At 55.8% G+C, this 17,262-nt stretch carries 17 protein-coding genes and 1 pseudogene; 14 read left to right on the forward strand and 4 right to left on the reverse strand.

Translation table 11 applies throughout. The annotated features are described in order from the left end of the window. Positions 1-13 precede the first annotated feature (13 nt). The 6 genes from AC0L7U_RS13805 to nrdF all read left to right on the forward strand — a co-directional run bounded on the left by AC0L7U_RS13805 (position 14) and on the right by nrdF (position 5,811). Positions 14-412 (forward strand): ExbD/TolR family protein, encoded by a 399-nt coding sequence (locus AC0L7U_RS13805; protein WP_473691470.1) that lies wholly within the window; start codon positions 14-16, stop codon positions 410-412. Beyond that, the gene (locus tag AC0L7U_RS13810) at positions 409-1,428 is read left to right on the forward strand and encodes an energy transducer TonB family protein (protein WP_473691473.1); all 1,020 of its coding nucleotides are present in this window, start codon (positions 409-411) and stop codon (positions 1,426-1,428) included. The genes AC0L7U_RS13805 and AC0L7U_RS13810 overlap by 4 nt, the downstream gene beginning before the upstream one ends. 620 nt (positions 1,429-2,048) lie before the next feature. Next, positions 2,049-2,270, forward strand: coding sequence for a glutaredoxin-like protein NrdH (gene nrdH, locus AC0L7U_RS13815; RefSeq protein WP_473691475.1), 222 nt, complete (start codon positions 2,049-2,051; stop codon positions 2,268-2,270). A 5-nt stretch (positions 2,271-2,275) separates the two neighbouring features. Beyond that, positions 2,276-2,680 (forward strand): class Ib ribonucleoside-diphosphate reductase assembly flavoprotein NrdI, encoded by a 405-nt coding sequence (gene nrdI / locus AC0L7U_RS13820; protein ID WP_473691477.1) that lies wholly within the window; start codon positions 2,276-2,278, stop codon positions 2,678-2,680. Then, a complete protein-coding gene (gene nrdE / locus AC0L7U_RS13825; protein WP_473691479.1) occupies positions 2,662-4,815 on the forward strand; it encodes a class 1b ribonucleoside-diphosphate reductase subunit alpha in 2,154 nt (717 codons plus the stop codon). The genes nrdI and nrdE overlap by 19 nt, the downstream gene beginning before the upstream one ends. A gap of 18 nt (positions 4,816-4,833) precedes the next feature. Then, the gene (gene nrdF, locus AC0L7U_RS13830; RefSeq protein ID WP_473691481.1) at positions 4,834-5,811 is read left to right on the forward strand and encodes a class 1b ribonucleoside-diphosphate reductase subunit beta; all 978 of its coding nucleotides are present in this window, start codon (positions 4,834-4,836) and stop codon (positions 5,809-5,811) included. A 107-nt stretch (positions 5,812-5,918) separates the two neighbouring features. On the opposite strand, the pseudogene AC0L7U_RS13835 reads toward nrdF, so the two are convergent. Together AC0L7U_RS13835 and AC0L7U_RS13840 are read right to left on the reverse strand one after the other, a co-directional pair. Then, positions 5,919-9,315 (reverse strand): annotated as a pseudogene (locus tag AC0L7U_RS13835) (acyl-[ACP]--phospholipid O-acyltransferase). Positions 9,316-9,359: 44 nt separating this feature from the next. Beyond that, the gene (locus AC0L7U_RS13840) at positions 9,360-9,635 is read right to left on the reverse strand and encodes a YiaA/YiaB family inner membrane protein (protein WP_473691482.1); all 276 of its coding nucleotides are present in this window, start codon (positions 9,633-9,635) and stop codon (positions 9,360-9,362) included. 114 nt (positions 9,636-9,749) lie between these two features. Here AC0L7U_RS13840 and AC0L7U_RS13845 point away from each other — a divergent pair, with 114 nt between their 5' ends. Continuing rightward, the gene (locus AC0L7U_RS13845) at positions 9,750-10,355 is read left to right on the forward strand and encodes a TetR/AcrR family transcriptional regulator (protein WP_473691483.1); all 606 of its coding nucleotides are present in this window, start codon (positions 9,750-9,752) and stop codon (positions 10,353-10,355) included. A gap of 38 nt (positions 10,356-10,393) precedes the next feature. Here the strand turns inward: AC0L7U_RS13845 and AC0L7U_RS13850 are convergent, their stop codons facing one another. Together AC0L7U_RS13850 and AC0L7U_RS13855 are read right to left on the reverse strand one after the other, a co-directional pair. Then, positions 10,394-10,792 (reverse strand): hypothetical protein, encoded by a 399-nt coding sequence (locus tag AC0L7U_RS13850; protein ID WP_473691486.1) that lies wholly within the window; start codon positions 10,790-10,792, stop codon positions 10,394-10,396. Next, positions 10,752-11,369: a helix-turn-helix domain-containing protein gene (locus AC0L7U_RS13855; protein ID WP_473691488.1), complete on the reverse strand. Its 618-nt coding sequence runs from the start codon at positions 11,367-11,369 to the stop codon at positions 10,752-10,754. The genes AC0L7U_RS13850 and AC0L7U_RS13855 overlap by 41 nt, the downstream gene beginning before the upstream one ends. A gap of 100 nt (positions 11,370-11,469) precedes the next feature. On the opposite strand from AC0L7U_RS13855, the gene AC0L7U_RS13860 reads away from it, so the two are divergent. The 7 genes from AC0L7U_RS13860 to AC0L7U_RS13890 all read left to right on the forward strand — a co-directional run bounded on the left by AC0L7U_RS13860 (position 11,470) and on the right by AC0L7U_RS13890 (position 17,260). Further along, positions 11,470-12,102 (forward strand): TRAP transporter substrate-binding protein, encoded by a 633-nt coding sequence (locus AC0L7U_RS13860; RefSeq protein ID WP_473691490.1) that lies wholly within the window; start codon positions 11,470-11,472, stop codon positions 12,100-12,102. Continuing rightward, entirely contained in the window at positions 12,050-12,496 is a 447-nt protein-coding gene (locus tag AC0L7U_RS13865; RefSeq protein ID WP_473695832.1) for a TRAP transporter substrate-binding protein, read from the forward strand. Before AC0L7U_RS13860 ends, AC0L7U_RS13865 begins: the two co-directional genes overlap by 53 nt. A gap of 100 nt (positions 12,497-12,596) precedes the next feature. Beyond that, positions 12,597-13,097: a TRAP transporter small permease gene (locus tag AC0L7U_RS13870; protein ID WP_473691492.1), complete on the forward strand. Its 501-nt coding sequence runs from the start codon at positions 12,597-12,599 to the stop codon at positions 13,095-13,097. Next, entirely contained in the window at positions 13,097-14,380 is a 1,284-nt protein-coding gene (locus tag AC0L7U_RS13875; protein WP_473691494.1) for a TRAP transporter large permease, read from the forward strand. The genes AC0L7U_RS13870 and AC0L7U_RS13875 overlap by 1 nt, the downstream gene beginning before the upstream one ends. Positions 14,381-14,385: 5 nt before the next feature. Beyond that, a complete protein-coding gene (locus AC0L7U_RS13880) occupies positions 14,386-15,222 on the forward strand; it encodes a dihydroorotate dehydrogenase electron transfer subunit (protein ID WP_473691496.1) in 837 nt (278 codons plus the stop codon). Next, entirely contained in the window at positions 15,219-16,163 is a 945-nt protein-coding gene (locus AC0L7U_RS13885) for a dihydroorotate dehydrogenase (RefSeq protein ID WP_473691498.1), read from the forward strand. The genes AC0L7U_RS13880 and AC0L7U_RS13885 overlap by 4 nt, the downstream gene beginning before the upstream one ends. Beyond that, complete coding sequence (locus AC0L7U_RS13890; RefSeq protein ID WP_473691500.1) at positions 16,160-17,260, forward strand: M20/M25/M40 family metallo-hydrolase; 1,101 nt, start codon at positions 16,160-16,162, stop codon at positions 17,258-17,260. The genes AC0L7U_RS13885 and AC0L7U_RS13890 overlap by 4 nt, the downstream gene beginning before the upstream one ends. Positions 17,261-17,262 lie beyond the last annotated feature (2 nt).

Here is a 17,262-nt window from a genome sequence, read left to right on the forward strand (position 1 = left end):
GTTTTTCAAGATCATGCGTTTGAACCGTCCCGTCCGTCCGGCTCCGCCCGACAACACAATTCCGCTGATCAATGTCGTTTTTCTGATGCTGATCTTCTTTCTCTTTGCGGGGTCTCTGGCTCGCGACGACGCCCGCCAGGTAACGCCGCCGGTCGATATTACTCAGGATGAAAACATCCGATCCACCGGAGCACTGATCGTCAATGACAAGGGCGCGACGATTGCTCAGGACAAGCCTGTGTCCGTGACCGACTGGATCGCACAACACAAGGCGTCCGATCTGGCCGATGAGCCGCTGAAGGTGGCCGCCGATGGTACGTTGCCGGCTGACAAGCTGGAGACAGTGCTCAAGGCGATTTCCGACGCGGGTGAGAAGAATGTGGTTCTGATTACAAGGAAGGCGCAGGAGTGAAGTTCTCCCGGTTCCTCATCGCAGGCTTTTGTTTGTCGCTTGCCGCCCATGCGGCAGGCTCGGCCTATCTGTCGGCAACGGAAGAGCCGGAAGCTATGGCCTCCTCCAAGGGCGGGGAGGTGAGTGTCGTCGGAACCTTACAGGATCTGGTCGAAGGCACGGATGCGCCCGAAACCGACATGGCAGACATGAGTGAGCCTGTTGAAGAGCCGGTGCCGGAGACGGTACAGCCTGTCGAGAGCGAAGAGAAAGCCGTTGAGACGCAACCAACGCCTGTGGAGCAACCTGTCGCAGAAGGGGTGACGCGGACCGATGCCGTGACCACCCGGGACGTGCCCGCAGAACCCGCGCCTGCACTTGAGCAGCCAACGTCCGTTGCCGTGGCAGACGTGCAGCCTGAAGACGTCAAGCCCGAGAAGCCTGTCGATCAGGCCAGCACCATTAGCGCAGTGACGCCAGAGACCGTCAAGGACACGCCAGTAGAGAAGGCAGTCACTCCCGTCACGCCGACCACGGAAGAGGTGGAGGCAATGGATGTTGTGAGTGCTGTGCCGATGACAAAACCGGCGCCGCCGAAACGGACAGAGCAGCCCAGGCGCAAGACGAAGGTAACGAAACGCCGGGGCACCACTCAATCAAGCCGTAAAGGGGGCGAGCAGGCAAGTTCGTCTCAAAGCACCAATGCGCGAGAAGGTCGCCAAAGTGCTGCTGATGTCGCGGCGGGCCGCAGGGCCTTCACCACTTACACGGGGCATGTGCGCAGCCGTATCGTGCGCTCACGCCGCAGACTTCGGTTTTCGCAAGGCAATGTGCACAAGGCAGTGCCGACGGTCAGTTTTGATGTGTTCAAAAATGGTCAGGTGAGCGGGATTCGCCTTGTACGCTCGTCAGGTGTGCCCGAAGCGGACCGTGCGGCGGTGGCTCTGATCCGTCGTGCCTCGCCCATGCCACCCATACCAGATGCAGTAGGTAAGCAGAAACTGCATTTCACGATCCCGGTCGGTTTCAGCGATTAGGGCCTTGGTTAAGCATAAGTAAAAATATCACCATAAAAATTCGGTGCTCGGCAGTGATCTGACGGCTCGCTTTTTACGTGTATTGTGCTCACATTCACGTGAAGAGTGTTAATGGCGTCGGAGCCAAATTTGCTTGTTAACCGATTCAGGCGACTCTCTTTTTGGGGGTAACTCCGCACAAGTGTGGATTGTTTTACCGCTTATTAATCTCCTCCCTTTCGGTCCACAGCAATTTGCCGGATGATCGGCATCGGGAGTTCAAGATTCTTAACGGTTGTCGACGAATCGGAGCTTGGATGGGCCCTGTCAATATCTGCAGCGCAAAAAACAATACGTTGACACTCAGGCTGGCTAACATACCTTATGTAGTGTTCTTAGTTTCTCCGAATCGCAAGTTTTGCTTATCTGAAATTGAAGTCGAATAGCCCATTTGGGGCTGGACAGGGTCTTCGCTTGGATGGTGTCCGATTGACCGGGAAAACGGGCTGGTCGGCATTGCAATAGGGAAACGGGACATTGTGTTGTCTGGCGGCAGTTCGCGGGGCAGCTCCTAACAGAAGAATTCTGCGGGAGGAACGGCGAACTGATGCAATTGGAGAAGTCCTCGGGGCGTTAAGAAAATGACAGTGACCGTTTACAGCAAACCAGCTTGTGTACAGTGTAATGCAACCTATCGCGCGCTTGATCAGCGCGGTGTTGTATATAATATCATTGATCTGACTGAAGATGATGATGCCATGGAGCGCGTTCAGTCTCTCGGCTATCGTCAGGTGCCAGTTGTTGTCGCAGGCGACGACCATTGGGCGGGCTTTCGCCCGGACAAGATCGGCTCCCTGAGCTGAAGCCGATGGGACCGCTCGTCTATTATTCGAGCGCTTCCGGGAATACGCACCGGCTAGTGGAGCGGTTGGACCTCGTTGCCCACCGCATACCAAGATCAGTAGACGCCCCGGTGTTGATGATGGACCAACCCTTTGTGCTTATGCTCCCGACGTTCGCGGATGGAGAAGGCAAGGGAGCTGTCAACAAGCAGATTATCCGCTTTCTGAATGTGGCGGAGAACCGGGCTCTGATCAGAGGCGTTATCGCCTCGGGAAACAGGAATTTCGGACAGTTTTTCGCCTGTGCAGGCGATGTCATATCGGCCAAGTGCAACGTTCCGCTTTTGTACAGGTTCGAGCTGTCTGGCACGCAAACAGATGTCACCCGCATCCAACACGGATTGGAAGAATTTTGGAAACGGCAACAGTAGAACGCCCCAGCGCCGGGGCTGCGGAAGCGCTTGACTATCACGCGCTGAATGCAATGCTGAATCTGTACGACGCTGATGGGCACATCCAGTTTGATGCTGACCGACAGGCTGCGCGACAGTACTTCCTGCAACATGTGAACCAGAATACCGTCTTCTTCCATTCGCTGGACGAGAAGCTCGGCTATCTGGTGCGTGAAGGATATTACGAGCAGAAGGTTCTTGATCAGTATGAGCCTGCGTTCGTCAAGTCGATCTTCGACGCAGCGTTTGCCCGCAAGTTCCGTTTTCCGACCTTCCTGGGCGCATTCAAATATTACACGAGCTATACGCTGAAGACCTTTGACGGCAAGCGTTACCTTGAACGCTTCGAGGACCGTGTGGTCATGGTGGCTCTCACTCTGGCGCAGGGAGATGAGAATCTCGCCATGCGACTGATGGACGAGATTATTTCCGGTCGCTTTCAGCCGGCGACGCCGACGTTCCTCAATGCCGGTAAACAGCAGCGCGGTGAGCTGATTTCCTGCTTCCTGCTGCGCATCGAAGACAACATGGAATCGATCGGGCGTTCGATCAATTCTGCTCTGCAACTGTCCAAGCGCGGTGGTGGTGTGGCTCTTGCCCTGACGAACCTGCGCGAGACGGGGGCTCCGATCAAGGGTATCGAAAACCAGTCATCCGGCGTCATTCCGGTGATGAAGCTGCTTGAAGACAGCTTCTCCTATGCCAACCAGCTTGGTGCGCGTCAGGGGGCTGGAGCCGTTTACCTGAATGCTCATCACCCGGACATCATGCGTTTCCTCGACACCAAGCGTGAAAATGCGGATGAAAAGATCCGGATCAAGACGTTGTCGCTGGGTGTCGTCGTGCCGGACATCACCTTCGAACTCGCCAAGCGCAATGAGGAAATGTACCTGTTCTCGCCGCATGATGTGCAGAAGGTCTACGGCAAGCCGATGGCCGACATCTCGATCTCCGAGAAATACCGTGAGATGGTCGACGACCCGCGCATTGCCAAGAAGAAGATCAAGGCGCGCGAATTCTTCCAGACGATTGCCGAAATCCAGTTCGAGAGCGGCTATCCTTACATTCTGTTTGAAGATACCGCCAACCGTGCCAACCCGATTGCCGGTCGCATCAACATGTCGAACCTGTGCTCGGAAATCCTTCAGGTCAACGAAGCTTCAGAATTTGAGGATGATCTGTCCTACAGCCATGTCGGCAAGGATATTTCGTGCAACCTGTGGTCGCTCAACATTGCCAAGGCGATGGACGGTGGCGATCTGGGCAACACGGTTGAAGCGGCTATCCGGGCTCTGACGGCTGTGTCTTGCATGAGCGCGATTGATTCTGTTCCTTCGGTGCGCAAGGGCAACGACGAAAGCCATGCCATCGGTCTTGGTCAGATGAACCTGCATGGCTATCTGTCGCGTGAACACATCTTCTACGGTTCGGAAGAAGGCGTCGACTTCACCAACATGTACTTCTACACGGTGCTGTTCCACTGCATCCGTGCGTCGAACCTGATTGCCCGCGAGCGTAAGGAAACCTTCAAGGGATTTGCTGACAGCACCTATGCAAGTGGCACCTTCTTCGACAAGTACACGGATCAGACGTGGGTTCCGGCCACGGATCGGGTGCGACAGCTTTTCGCCAACAGCGGCATCCAGATTCCGACTCAGGAAGAATGGGCTGCGCTGAAAGCGGATGTGATGGAGCATGGGCTTTATAACCGCAATCTTCAGGCGGTTCCGCCCACCGGATCCATCAGCTACATCAACAACTCGACCTCTTCGATCCATCCGATCGTCTCGAAAATCGAGATCCGCAAGGAAGGTAAGATTGGTCGCGTTTATTACCCGGCGCCTTTCATGGCGAATGATAATCTTGAATATTATCAGGACGCCTATGAGATCGGGCCGGAAAAAATCATCGACACCTACGCTGCCGCAACGCAACATGTCGACCAGGGTTTGTCCCTGACACTTTTCTTCCGTGATACGGCAACCACCCGTGACATCAACAAGGCGCAGATCTATGCGTGGAAGAAGGGTATCAAGACGGTCTATTATATTCGTCTGCGCCAGATGGCCCTTGAGGGGACCGAGGTTCAGGGTTGTGTTTCCTGCTCATTGTAGGGGCTGGAGGGTAGAGTTATGACGATACACCAATCACTTCGCAAAGTGCCGCGCGCGGTCAACTGGAACCGGGTTCAGGACGATAAGGATCTGGAGATCTGGAACCGCCTGACGGTGAACTTCTGGCTGCCGGAAAAGGTACCGTTGTCCAACGACATTCAGAGTTGGGCCACGCTGACGCCGCAGGAACAGCAACTGACGATCCGTGTGTTCACGGGTCTGACGCTGCTGGACACCATCCAGAACACGATTGGCGCTCCGTCGCTGATGCCGGATGCCCTGACGCCTCATGAAGAAGCCGTTCTGACGAATGTCTGCTTCATGGAAGCCGTTCATGCCCGCAGCTATTCTTCGGTCTTCTCGACTTTGTGTGGCACGGCGGAAGTGGACGAGGCTTTTCGCTGGTCGGAAGAAAACCCGTTCCTGCAAGCCAAGTCACGGCTGATTCTGGATGAATATGATTCCGCATCGACACCATTGAAGAAGAAGGTCGCCAGCGTTTTCCTGGAGAGCTTCCTGTTCTACTCCGGCTTCTATCTGCCGATGCATTGGTCCAGCCGCGCAAAGCTGACCAACACGGCTGACCTGATCCGTTTGATCATTCGTGACGAAGCGGTGCATGGCTATTACATCGGCTATAAGTTCCAGCGCGGTCTGGAACGGCTGACACAGGCTGAACAGCAGGAACTGAAGGATTTCGCCTTCTCGCTGTTGCTGGATCTCTATGACATTGAGGGCAAGTACACCGAAAGCCTTTATGACGGCGTCGGGTTGACCGAAGATGTGAAGCACTTCCTGCATTACAACGCCAACAAGGCACTGATGAACCTTGGTTTTGAGCCTTTGTTCCCGGATCAGGTCTGTCAGGTCAATCCAGCGATCATGGCGTCTCTGTCGCCAAATGCCGATGAGAACCACGACTTCTTCTCCGGCTCCGGCTCGTCATATGTCATCGGCAAGGCCGTTGCGACGGAAGACGACGACTGGGATTTCTAAGGGTCCACACCCTAGACCCAGCCTCTGGGTTAGACATTGAAAAGCCCCGGCCAGATCAACTGTCCGGGGCTTTTTGTTGGCAAAAACAGCGGATGAGTGAAGAAGCGCTATGCTGCCTCGGTTGCGTCTTCCACCAGACGGGTCACACCGGCGAAATCCAGCTTTCCGGTGCCCAGAACCGGCACCTTTTCGACCCAGCGTACCTCTGACGGTAGCATGAGATCCTGAGCGCCCATGGCTTTTGCCTGCGCGATGAAAGACGCACGGTCAGCATCGGGCTGTTCCGTGATCAGTATGAGCCGCTCGCCCTTGCGTTCGTCCTTCACGGCGGCAACGGCGCTGATGTGGTCCGGCCAGATTTGCCCGGCCAGCTCTTCGACTGCTGCGAGCGACACCATTTCACCGGCGATTTTGGCAAAGCGCTTGGCGCGGCCCTTGATCGAGACGAAGCCTTGCGCATCGATCTCGACGATGTCGCCTGTGTCGTGCCAGCCATCCTGCGGTGGCAGGATCACCCAGGCTGATCGGCAAGCAGGTAGCCCTCCATGATGTTGGGGCCGGAGATGAAAAGGCGCCCGCCTTTGGTCACTCCCTAGCACTGGCTCGATCCGCGGCGTGATGCCGGGCATCAACTTGCCAACAGTGCCCGCACGATTGAAGATCGGCGTGTTCAGCGCGACCACAGGAGAGGCTTCCGTCACGCCGTAACCTTCGAGAATGCGCACACCGAAACGCTCCATATAAAGTTCGCGTGTCGCAAGCTTGACCGGTTCGGCTCCGGCGAAGCAATACCGTAGAGATCGGAAGTCATAGGCGTGCGCCGTCTTGGCATAGCCGCGCAGGAATGTGTCGGTGCCAAACAGGATGGTGGCGTTTGATCCATAGATCAATTCCGGGATCGCCCGGTAGTGCAGGGGCGAGGGGTACAGGTATGTCGGCACGCCTGAGACCAGCGGCAGGATGGTGCCTGCCGTCAGACCAAAGGAGTGGAACATTGGCAGGACGTTGAACAGTTTATCCTTGGAGGTGAAATCGATGCTGGCCGCGGCCTGAATGGCATTGGCCAGAATATTGCGGTGGGTCAGGGCAACCCCTTTGGGCACACCTTCTGATCCGGAGGTGAAGAGGATGACAGCCAGATCATCCGCCGTGCGCGTGGCCACAAGCGCCCGCTTGTGGTTCAGAAGACCTTTGACCTTGTCGCGCAGTGTGATCTCCCGGCGAATATCGTCCAGCCAGACGAATTCAACTTCTTCTTCAATCGCGCTGACCAGATCTTGCAACTTGGCCTGATTGACGAACTGGCGAGAAGACAGGATGCGTTGCACGCCCGCCGTCTTGCAGGCGGAGATGATGTTGCGGGCACCTGCGGTAAAATTGATCATCGCGGGAACCTTGCCGGCGGACATGGTTGCCAGCAACGTTACGGCGGTGCCGTTGGAGTTGGGCAACATGATCCCGACCGTGCTGTCAGTCGTGACCCGTTCAACCAGTTTGCGTGAAAGAACAGCCGCGGCGATCAAAAGCTTCCGGTAGGACATGGCACCGCTGAGGGGATCTTCGACGGCTGGCTTGGACATGCCTATCGCGCTTGCCTTGTCGACCACGCATTCAAAGACGGTCCGGTCATTTTTGAGGTCGGTCTGTACCATCAGGTTGGCCAATATTTCCTGCAAGCGTGCGCCTGCCGCCATACGGCGCATACGGCCTTTGAGCGTTTTATTAACATGCAGGGTTTGCGGCGCTTCAATGCTGACGATGACCTTCGGAAACAGTCGTTTGCGTGTCTGGTCCGCCTTCAGATAGGAAAACGGTGTTTTCTCCAATCCCTCGATGCGGATCGGCAGAACCTTGGCCGTAGGTTCGGTCAGCGACCATGGCGGCGCCATCGTAGACTTTCATCAGGCTGCCCGTCACCGTAATGCGGCCCTCTGGAAAGATGACCATCGGTTCGCCCGAGTTGACCACCTTGATCAGCGACCGCGTTGCCATGGGCTTTGTCGGGTTGATTGGCAGGGCGTTGGCCAGTTTCAGAAACGGCCTGATCCACCATCGCTTTGCGATTTCCGCATCAATAGCGAAGGTCGGCGTTTTCTCTGTCAGCGACAATGCAAGGGCCGCATCCAGAAAGCTGATATGGTTTAGCGCCAGAATAGGGGCGTCTCCAGCCGCCTTGAGGTTTTCCATGCCACGCACTTCCAGACGGAAGACGCAGCGATAGATCATCGTGACCAGATCTCGCAACGGATTGCTGGGCGTGATCTTGAACATGACCAGCGCGACGATTCCGTTGATGGCGGCCAGCGCAAACAGGATATACGTTGTGTCCAATCCTGCCTTTTGCACCACTGCCAGCAGTATGCCGCCAAGGGTCATGAAGGCTGCGCCCATGGAATTGGCACCTGCGATGGTTCTGGCGCGGTTTCTGGGGTTGGCCCAGGTCTGAAGGGCGGAAAAAGTGGGAACGACGAGTAATGCGCCGGCAATGGCGAGGCCCGCCATGTCCAGCGCCACATGGACAACGCCGGGAGCCATGACAAACCCTGCGATCAGAGTTCCGGGGGCAACTTTCTGGAAGTCTTGCAGGGCGAACCCCAGGTCGACGCAGAAACCGGTGATGGCAATTGTGCCCAAAATGGCGGGCAACAGTACAACGCGGCCCGCACACAACCAAGAGGCCAGCGCCGACCCGATGCCGATGGAGACCGCAAAGACCGTCAGGAAAAAAGTCACGGCACCTTCCGTGCCGCCCATGATGTCTTTGACGATGATTGGCAGCAACGCCATGACGACCGCCCCGGCAAACCAGAACCAGGATGTCATGAGGGCAGCGCGGAACAGGCGGCTTTGCGAATGCAAATCCTTCAGGATGTCGCCTGTCGATGCAAAAATATTCCAGTTGATCTTGAGATCCGGGGCTGCCACCTCGGTTGAGGGAATGTAACGGCTGATCAGGTAGCAGCTCACCGCCAGCGCAATCATGAGCGGCGCAAACAACAGGTGTGCCTGATCACTGAGGAAGAGCAGGCCTGCTGCAATGGTGCCGGTCAGGATAGCCATGAAGGTGCCACCCTCCACCCAGGCATTGGCCTTGGGCAATTGCTCTGGCGGAAGATGATCCGGCAACAGACCGTATTTGACCGGTCCGAACAAGGCCGACACCGTGCCAAAAAAGAACAATGCAACAAACAGAATGGAGACAGACTGCAACGCCATGCCGAGGACTGCGACGAGGGCGCCAGCCATCTCTGCCATTTTCAGGCGACGGGCAACCATCGCCTTGTCGTGCTTGTCCGCAATTTGCCCGCCGAGCGCGGAAAACAGCAGGAAAGGTGCAATCAGAATGGCACCGGACAGGGAAATCAGCGCGGCAGAGCCATCGGCCAGATCGAACAGGATCAGTAGAACCAGCGCATTTTTCAGCAGGTTGTCATTGAACGCAGACAAAAACTGGGTCCAGAACAGCGGCGCGAAGCGTGGAGACGTCATCAGGGAAGCGGTCATGTCAGTCTTTCCTTGTCACAAGGCGGGACGTTGATGTCTCCGGCTCAAAGTTCCCCATCGGGTGTCTTGTTAAATGTCTTACGCGGTGTTCGTGACACTTGATCATGATTCTTGCGCGTATCTTCCTTGTCCCGCAAAGTTTTCGTCAGCGAGACAGAGGTTTGGACCAGCATGATGGAGGCCATGGCGTAGAAGCCTTTTGCGGAAAAGCTGGCCTCCATATTGTAAATGCCCAGTGCCATCATGGTTGCTGCGACACAAAAACTCAGTACGGAAAAGCTGGTCCAATATTCTGAGGGTTGAGCGTTGTCATCCTGCATCGGCTTTCCTTTCGAGGATATATAAATGAACTATGTTCACTTTTTGACAAATGACTCGACCTCAGGCAAAGGTCAAGATAAAAGTGAACTTCGTTCAATTTTATCGGAAGGCCAATGGCAGGAATTCAGCAAGCAAAACGCGAAGAAACCGGACGTCGTATCCTGGAGGCGGCCATCGCTTTGATGAGCGACGGGGGGCTCCATGCCGTTCAAAGTCGGGCGGTCGCCAGTCGGGCCGGCTGTTCTGTCGGCTCGATTTACAAACACTATACGGACATCGACTGGCTGATCGTGGCGGTCAATTCGAGCACATTGGACCTGATCGCGGGGGAGGTGATACAGGCGATTGCTGCAGAAACGGCCCCCTTGGCCCGTCTGCGCATTCTGGCGCAGTGTTATCTTGGATTTGCCCGCCAGCATGGCAATCGCTGGCGCGGATTGTTCGAGCATCGCATGTCCGGCGACGACGCCATTCCCGAAGAACACCTGAGCCGCAATACGGCGTTATTGGAACTCATTGCACGGGAGATTGGCCGACTGGACCCGGAAATGGATGTGAGCACGTTGGCGCGTCGCAGTCGCACCTGTTTTGCGGCTGTTCACGGTCTGGTGCTTATCCACGTCGAGAACCGCTTTATTGGCTTGTCCGACGAGGCGCTCAGCCAAGAGTTGGATTTTCTGGTCGAGCGTTTGGTGAAGCCCGTGTCCGCTTCTCTATAAAGCGGTTGCCGGACGGAGGCGCGAGCAAGATCGGGCCCTCAATCCTTGATGGCGTATTTCTCGATCATGATTTCGAGAAAGGCTTCGGCCTCTGCGCCTTTCAGCGATTTGTCCCAAAGGTCCTGCGCGATATTTTCATGCAGCGACATGGCCTCGGGGGCAGAGGTGATCAGGGCAACGCCAATCTGAATGTTGGGCTGCTCGCCAAGCCGGAAGGGGCTGATGGCCAGCACCGCGCGATCTTTCTGGCGGAAGATCTGGAAACTGGTGGCTGGAACGGAATCGCGCACGAGCCCGATTTGAATGCCCATCGGCTGCTCTCGCACCATTGCAAGAATGTGTTGTGCCTCTGTGCGGGCCTGCCGCCGCCGCTCGGCAACTGTCGTCTCGGACAGATCATAACGCCCCACCAGACCATGCAGCAGAAACCGTTCCATATCGGCAGAGGCGACCAGGCTGACGATTAGCGGTCGTTGCAGACGAAAGGTTTCCTTGCGCTGTCTCAGAATGTGCAGAAGGCGGGAGATCGTGTCCTTTGCCCTTAGCATCGCCCGGTGCGTCATGCAGCACTTCTTCCAGAACCGCATCATAGGTGTCGGAGGTCAGCAGGTAGGAAATGGGACTGAACAGACCGATCACCTGTTCGCAGTCCTCCTCGAGTTGTCGCATCCTTTCGAAGAAGGCCAATGCATTGTCGATATATTCAACACCGACGCCCATTAAACTGGGCAGGGAGACGTTCAATTCGTCTGCAATGCTGGTCAACGTCTCAATTTTGCGAATTTCGCCTTTCTCCGCCCGGTAAAGGGCTGCACGGGAAATGCCGAGTTTTTCGGCGAGTGTTTCCGGTGTCAGACCCTTTCCAATCCTGTAAGCTCTTAATCTTGCACCAATATCGTTAAAGCTGATGGGGTTTTTATAGGACAAGACACGTTCCGGAGTTGAGGGGTTTTGACAGGAGTTTATAGGGCGTTCCTGCGCCGCGGCAATGCCTTTAAAATTTGCATTTTGCAAGGTTTTTAATCAATATTGAGAATTGTCTATTTTTTGAGATTTTATTTGACTCGTTTGGAGAACGTTTCTAGTCTTTCCGTTCCACATCAGAGGCGGAAACATGAAAAAATTTCTTAAGCAGTTTACCGCTACGGCGGCTATCTCCCTCGTCAGCATGACCTACGCATCGGGTGCCTTCGCTGCCCAGTATGTTGCAAAGATCGGTCATCTGGAATCTCCGAAGCAGTCCCGTAACGTTTATCTTGAAAAAGTTGCAGCGCTCGTCAAGAAGCGCACCAACGGTGAAGTCGAATTCAAGATTTTCCCGCAAGGTCAGCTCGGCTCTCAGCGTGAAATGAATGAAGGCGTTCAGCTCGGTACGCTTGAAGCAACCGTTGCTCCGGCAGCTTTCCTCGGTGGTTTCAATCCGGCTGTCTCCGTTCTTGATATTCCTTTCCTGTACCCGAATGACGACAAGAAGGCTGAAGAGCTGCGCAGTGGTCCGTTCGGACAGGCGGTCTGTGACACCTTCTCCTCCCATGGTGTTACCTGTATTGGCCTGTGGCCGAATGGTCGCAAGGATCTGACATCCAACAAGCCGATCGCCAACATCGATGACTTCAAGGGTCAGAAATTCCGCGTCATGGATCTCGAAAATCCTTCAGGCGCAATTCAAAAGCCTTGGTGCAAGTGCCATTCCGCTGGCTTTCAGCGAGCTGTACACGGCATTGCAGACCGGCGTTGTCGACGCTGAAGAAAACCCGCTCGATACCATTCAGCGCATGAAATACTACGAAGTTCAGAAGAACCTCGTTGTGTCCAATCATGGTGCAATGGAAGACGTGATCCTGTTCAATCCGGCATGGTGGCAGAGCCTGCCGAAGAAGGATCAGAAGATCATCACCGATGCTTTCCAGGAAGTTGTTCCGGGTCTCATCGAGCACAAGGCTGCCGCTGTCAAGGCTGCGCTTGAGGAAGTCAAGTCGCATGGCATGAACGTCAGCGTCATGTCGGACACCGAGAAGAAGCAGTTCCGTGGCGACATGTATCCTGCAGCACGCGCCGCATACCTGCGTCAGGCTGGCGATGAAGGTCAGAACCTCATCGACATCTATGAATCGCAGTACAAGAAGGTCATGGCAGAATAACAAGGGGTGATCACACCTCGCGCCAGACATTTACCTGAAAGATAAGCCGAATCCCGGGGAGAAGGGGTTCGGAAGGGCCTCCTTTTTCCGGAGATCGGCTTTGATCTTACTGACCTTGCTCAGAAAAGCTGAGCGTTTCGCAGCCATCACGATTTTTCTCCTGATGGTTGCGCTCTTTTTCCTCAATGTCGTCTCCCGAGAGATCGGGGGCGACTTTGCCACCAACATGAGCTGGATCGAAGAAGTCGTCCGGCTGCTGGGATTGTTCCTGGTTTTCTTCAGTGTTGGATTGGCTATGGATCAGGGCCGCCATGTTGGTGTCTTCTCGTGGCGTGATCGTATCGCAGCGAAGACCAGGATTCCGCTGCGCCGGATCATTGACATCATCGGCTTTCTGTTCTGCGTCTATCTGGCTTTCCTCGGCTGGAAAATGACGGCGTTCATCCATCAGATGGGTCAGCGCAGCCCGACTCTGGGCATTCCGATTTTCTGGATCTATCTGGCACCTACTATTGGCTTTGCGCTCATGGGGTTGCGGTATTTCCTCAGTATTTTCAGTGTGATTGACCGCTACAATGGTCAGGAAACGGGAGACGAATAATGCTTCTGCTTCTTGCGATCGCCGTTGCCGTCATCATGTTGGTGGTCGGTTTCGAGATGTTCCTGGTGCTCGGTGTGCCGGTGATCATCATCAAGGAATCCTTTTACGGTCTTCTGCGCAGCGAAGTTCTGCCGCAGAAAATTCTCGGTGGCATCGACCATACAACGTTGCTGGCCATTCCCTTCTTTATCTTCGCTGCCTGTCTGATGGGCGAGGGGCAGATCGCCCGCCGTCTCATCGCGTTGGTGAAGGCCTTCGTTGGCCATCTGCGCGGGGGTATGGGCTACACCACCATTGGCGGGTCGATGGTCTTTGGCTCGGTGTCCGGCTCTGCTCCGGCCACCGTGGCGGCCATTGCCAAAATGGTTTTTCCTGAAATGCAGGCGAGCCGCTTTCGGGAGAAATTCTCGCTTGGCCTGATTATTTCGAGCGCGGAGACCTCGCTGCTTATCCCGCCTTCGATCACGCTGATCATCTACGGCTGGATCACGGGAACCTCGGTCGCCAAGCTGTTCGTCGGTGGGCTTGCTGTTGGCGTCGTGTTGGGACTTGCCTTTGCTGTCATCACGGCCATCGAAGCGCGTCGTACAGGGGTCGTTCGTGGCGAGCGCACCAGTTGGAAAGATCGCGCACTTGCGATCCGACGTGCTGGCTGGGCCTTGGGGATGCCCGTCATCATTCTGGGCGGAATTTATTCCGGCTTCTTCACGCCGACAGAGGCCGCAGCGGTGGCCGTGGTCTATTCGATCTTCGTCGAAGGCCTCATCTACCGGGAGCTGACCTTTAGTAAATTGTTCGCCATCACCGAGAAGGCGGCCGTCGCAACCGCTATCATCTTCATCCTGTTGGCGATGGGCTCGCTGTTGTCTTACTTCATCACGCTGGCGCAGGTGCCGACCTATATCATCAGCTTCCTGCATTCGGTGGACGCGGGGCCGATCCTGTTCCTGCTGATCGTCAACGTCTGCTTCCTGATTGCCGGCATGTTCATCGACCCCAATTCGGCGCAGCTTATTCTGGTGACACCGCTGTTTCCTGTGGCGCAGGCCCTAGGGATCGATCCTGTTCACTTCGGCATGATCGTGACGCTGAACATCTCCATCGGCATGATTACGCCGCCATTCGGGCTCGATATTTTCGTGGCCTCATCGACCCTGCAAAAACCTGTCATGACGATCATTTCCGGTCTCTGGCCCTTCATTGTGACCAACCTGGTTGTGCTCGCCATCATTACCTATGTGCCGGGGATCTCGACGTTCCTGCCGCATCTTGTCTTTGGGTGAGTTTCATGCAAAAGCACGTCACGGTGGACCGTATTCCAACCGGTTTCCGCTCTTTCGAAATTGCACTGGATGTGATCTCCAACACGCCGGTCAACGCAGAGTATCGCCAGCTCGTGCTGCGGGCTCCGCGTGATCTGCTGGAGCAATGTCACGCAGGCCAGTTCTTTCACTTGCTATGCCCGGATGTGACTGGCGAAGAGCCTTTCTTGCGGCGTCCGATGAGCATCTACGGCTTTTATCCGGAAGCGGAAGAACTGCACTTCCTCTACAAGGTGACGGGGGCTGGAACCCGTGCGCTGTCAACGCTTGAACCCGGCAAAACCCTCAATGTTTTCGGCCCTCTCGGCAAGCCTTTCGAAATCGCCCCGGACTGGAAGGATCTTGTTCTGGTGGCACGCGGTGTTGGTCTGGCAACGCTGGCCCCTTTGGCTCTTGAAGCCAACCGTCTCGGCCGTCGACTGGTAGCGGTCTGTAGTGCTCGCCATCCTGATTACCTGATGTCGCTCGACTATTTCGAAGCTCTTGGAGCAAAGATCATTACCCTGACAGATCACGAGGGCACATCTGGTCCTGAAAACCTGATTAGTGTGCTTGAGGATCTGATCGCCATTGGTCAGGTTGACTCACTCTACACCTGCGGCTCCAAGCGCATGTTGCGGGTGTTGCAGGAAGTGGGCAAGCGCCACGGCATTCCAGGTCAGGTGGCTTTGGAACAGCAAATGGCCTGTGGCATCGGCTTGTGCCACTGCTGCGTTCGCCCGTTCAATCGCGACAACGAAGTCGTCAACCTGCGGGTGTGTCGTGAAGGCCCCGTGTTCGACATGATGGAGGCCATTGCATGATCGACCTGTCTGTTGACGTTGGCAGCTTGACACTGAAAAATCCGATCATGCCGGCTTCAGGCACCTTTGCCGAGGATTTGGAGGATGTGTTCGACCTGGACCGTCTCGGCGCGCATGTGACCAAGACGATCACGCAGGGTTTGCGTACCGGCAACCCGACGCCACGGGTCTGTGAAGTACGCAATGCCATGCTGAACTCCATCGGCATTCCCTCGAAGGGCGCATCGTATTTTCTCGAAAACGTGGTGCCATTTTATCAGAAGTACAACACGCCTCTGGTGGTGAGCATTTCCGGCAGTACGGTTGAGGAATTTTCCTCCCTGTGCAAGCAGGTGAGTGTCGATGGCGTGGCCGCCATCGAGGTCAATATTTCCTGTCCCAATATCGAGGATGATGGCAAGGCTTTCGCCATCCGTCCGTCATCGACCCATGACGTGATGAGCGCGCTGCGCAAGGCAACCGACCTGCCGTTGTGGGCCAAGCTGACGCCGAATACGGGCGAGGTGCCAGATGTCGCGCGCGCTGCGGAAGAGGCGGGGGCTGATGCTCTGGTGGTGACCAATACCGTTCTGGCAATGGCAATCGACGTTTACAGCCGCAAGCCGAAGCTGGGCAATCTCATGGGAGGGCTGTCAGGGCCAGCCCTGAAGCCGATCGCTCTGCGCATGGCTTACCAGTGTGCAAATGCGACCAAGATCCCGGTGATCGGCTGTGGGGGCATTTCCACGGTCGAGGATGTTGTTGAATTCCTCATTGCCGGGGCTTCTGCGGTGCAGGTGGGAACGGCAACCTTTCTGCATCCGACCGCGATGATCACGTTGATCGAAGGACTTGAAGTGTGGCTGCAGGAGCAGGGCATTTCATCGGCCCGCGAATTGATCGGCTCTCTGATCGGCGCAGGCGCCAGCGAAGATCCGGAAATGGCGAGGGCCGCATCATGAATGTTCATGCAGGAGCGTCTGACGTGAATTTTGAGCTGGACCATGCTTTCGTCGCAAAGATCTTCGATGATATTCGCAATATGACCGTTGACGTGGAAGGCGTCAGCCGTCCTGCTTTTTCCGACCTTGAAACAAAGACGCTGAAGTATCTTGAAGAGCTAGCGTGCGCGGAAGGTCTGGCTGTCTGGTATGACGCTGGCTGCAATGCGGTTTTTTCTCTGCCAGATGATCGAGAGGCGGAGGAGTTTGTTGTTGTCGGGTCGCATGCAGACAGCGTGCCCCATGGTGGCAACTTTGATGGTCTCGCTGGTATCGTGACGGGTCTTTTGTGCCTTGTGCGCGCTCGACGCGCCGGTCTCCGGTTCCCTGTTCCGGTCCATGTTCTGGCCATGCGGGGCGAGGAAAGTTCGTGGTTCGGGCCGTGTTACATCGGCTCCAAGGTGCTGACAGGCACGTTGCAGGAGAGTGAATTTACAGCGCTGAACAAGGGCGACCAGCGGACTCTTGGTGATCATATGGCAGACATCGGCCTGCCGGTTGATGATATTCGTACGGGCAAGCCGTTGATGGATGTCTCGCGGATCAAGGCTTACATCGAATTGCATATCGAGCAGGGGCCGCTGTTAATCGGCAAGAACCTGCCCGCCGCCGTTGTCTCGGGAATCCGTGGCAACATCCGTTATAGAGGTGTCAAATGTACAGGTGAGGCCGGGCACTCGGGTGCCGTGCCCAAGGCTTTCCGTAAGGACCCTGTTTTGGCAACGGCGGACCTACTCGTGCGACTGGACGAAAGCTGGACGACGATCCTGAACATGGGGGATGATCTGGTGCTCACCAGTGGCATTCTCTACACGGATCCGGCCAAGCACGGCTTGTCGCGCATCCCCGATGACGTAACTTTCTCACTGGATATTCGCTCGCAGTCGGCACGCACGCTGGATGCCATGCGGGAACTGCTCAAGAGTGAAATCCGCCAGGTGGAAAAAGACCGCAAGGTGCATTTCGAGTTGGGTCAGGAAATGCGCGTTGAGCCTGCCATCTGTGATGCGGGCCTTGTCGAGCAATTGAGCGAGGCAATGGCGGCGGCCGGCCAGTGAGC

This window comes from Roseibium sp. 10G30-5, assembly GCF_055809635.1.

Bases quoted from the DNA above. Each gene is read 5' to 3' on its own strand.
- AC0L7U_RS13845 (WP_473691483.1), top strand. From the start codon at position 9,750: ATGGCAGGAATTCAGCAAGCAAAACGCGAAGAAACCGGACGTCGTATC.
- AC0L7U_RS13885 (WP_473691498.1), top strand. From the start codon at position 15,219: ATGATCGACCTGTCTGTTGACGTTGGCAGCTTGACACTGAAAAATCCG.
- AC0L7U_RS13875 (WP_473691494.1), top strand. From the start codon at position 13,097: ATGCTTCTGCTTCTTGCGATCGCCGTTGCCGTCATCATGTTGGTGGTC.
- AC0L7U_RS13890 (WP_473691500.1), top strand. From the start codon at position 16,160: ATGAATGTTCATGCAGGAGCGTCTGACGTGAATTTTGAGCTGGACCAT.
- AC0L7U_RS13850 (WP_473691486.1), bottom strand. From the start codon at position 10,792: ATGGAACGGTTTCTGCTGCATGGTCTGGTGGGGCGTTATGATCTGTCC.
- nrdF (WP_473691481.1), top strand. From the start codon at position 4,834: ATGACGATACACCAATCACTTCGCAAAGTGCCGCGCGCGGTCAACTGG.
- nrdI (WP_473691477.1), top strand. From the start codon at position 2,276: ATGGGACCGCTCGTCTATTATTCGAGCGCTTCCGGGAATACGCACCGG.
- AC0L7U_RS13840 (WP_473691482.1), bottom strand. From the start codon at position 9,635: ATGCAGGATGACAACGCTCAACCCTCAGAATATTGGACCAGCTTTTCC.
- AC0L7U_RS13860 (WP_473691490.1), top strand. From the start codon at position 11,470: ATGAAAAAATTTCTTAAGCAGTTTACCGCTACGGCGGCTATCTCCCTC.
- nrdH (WP_473691475.1), top strand. From the start codon at position 2,049: ATGACAGTGACCGTTTACAGCAAACCAGCTTGTGTACAGTGTAATGCA.
- AC0L7U_RS13805 (WP_473691470.1), top strand. From the start codon at position 14: ATGCGTTTGAACCGTCCCGTCCGTCCGGCTCCGCCCGACAACACAATT.
- AC0L7U_RS13880 (WP_473691496.1), top strand. From the start codon at position 14,386: ATGCAAAAGCACGTCACGGTGGACCGTATTCCAACCGGTTTCCGCTCT.